Annotated in this window: 1 protein-coding gene; it reads left to right on the top strand. The window is 57.3% G+C overall.

Features of this window, described 5'->3' with window-relative positions; all coding sequences use genetic code 11:
* The coding region (locus P4L78_RS10560; protein WP_309328022.1) for an RNase H-like domain-containing protein at window positions 1-1,116 on the top strand (1,116 nt) is incomplete at both ends.

Genomic DNA, 1,116 nt, shown 5'->3' with positions numbered 1-1,116 from the left:
GCGGGGCCTCAAGGTGTCGGCCAAGAAAACCACGTTCTATGCGCGCGAGTTGAAGTATTGTGGCCGTGTACTTACGCGTGTAGGCGCGAAGTTCGACCAGCAGTACATCGACACCGTGCTGCGGATGGGCAAGCCCATCACAGTAGGCGAGTTACGCTCTTACTTAGCAACCGTGAACTGGCTCCGTTTAGCCATACCGCGGTTTGCTGAAGTTGTCGAGCCTTTACAGGCGGCCTTGACAAAGGGCCTGCGGTACGCGCGTGCGCATCGCATTCGGCAGCCCAAGAACCTCCCCGTGATAGTCACGTGTGGGTGGGGGGCAGAGCAAGACGCGGCTTTTGAGCGCGTATGCCATGCAGTGGCGAATACGGTGACGCTGGGTTTCCCAGACGACTCCAAGGTGACGTGCGTGTGGTCTGATGCCTCCGGGCAACACTACGCTGGTCTGGTTACACAGACAAGCGAGGACCAGCTCGCCCTGCCTGTTAAGCAGCAGGAACACGTACCTTTGGCGTTCGTCAGTGGCTCCTTCCGAGATTCTAGCTCTCGTTGGAATACCACAGAGAAGGAGGGCTACGGCCTGCTTGCGACATGTGAGCGGACTGAATACCTCGTCAGCAGGGCTGCAAAGTTGCATGTGTTCACTGATCACAACAACTTAGTTTTCCTGTTTGACCCCAAGGCAGAAGGGCCTTGTGCTTCGAAATCAGCGGGTGACCGTGTTGAACGCTGGCGTGTGACCATGTCTCGCTATAATTTCGAGATACACCATGTACCTGGTGAGGTTCACGTCGTGGCAGATATGTTTAGTCGGTGGGCACACCCTGAGTTCGACCGTGGCGCGATCACACCTGGCGTAGCAGACGCAGGTGCCGCTAACACTGGTGAACTGCAGGAAGGTGCGGCGCGGATGGTGTCCTCGCGTGAGGCTGTAACAGCTGACGCTGAGTTGCTCCGTTTCGACCCAACTGACTTTCCTTCCCTCGGCGACATACGGCAGGCCCAGCTGGAGCATGTTTCGCTCGCTGACCGTGCGTTGTTCGGCCTGAAGGAGGACATTACCAACAGAGTGTTAGTCAATGACGCCGGGCAAATCTTTGTGCCGGATGCGCGTAG

Source organism: Silvimonas sp., from assembly GCF_031291215.1.
GTDB lineage: Bacteria > Pseudomonadota > Gammaproteobacteria > Burkholderiales > Chitinibacteraceae > Silvimonas > Silvimonas soli.
Note: the sequence above shows the minus strand (reverse complement) of the source record. Positions and strands in the feature narration are given on the sequence as shown.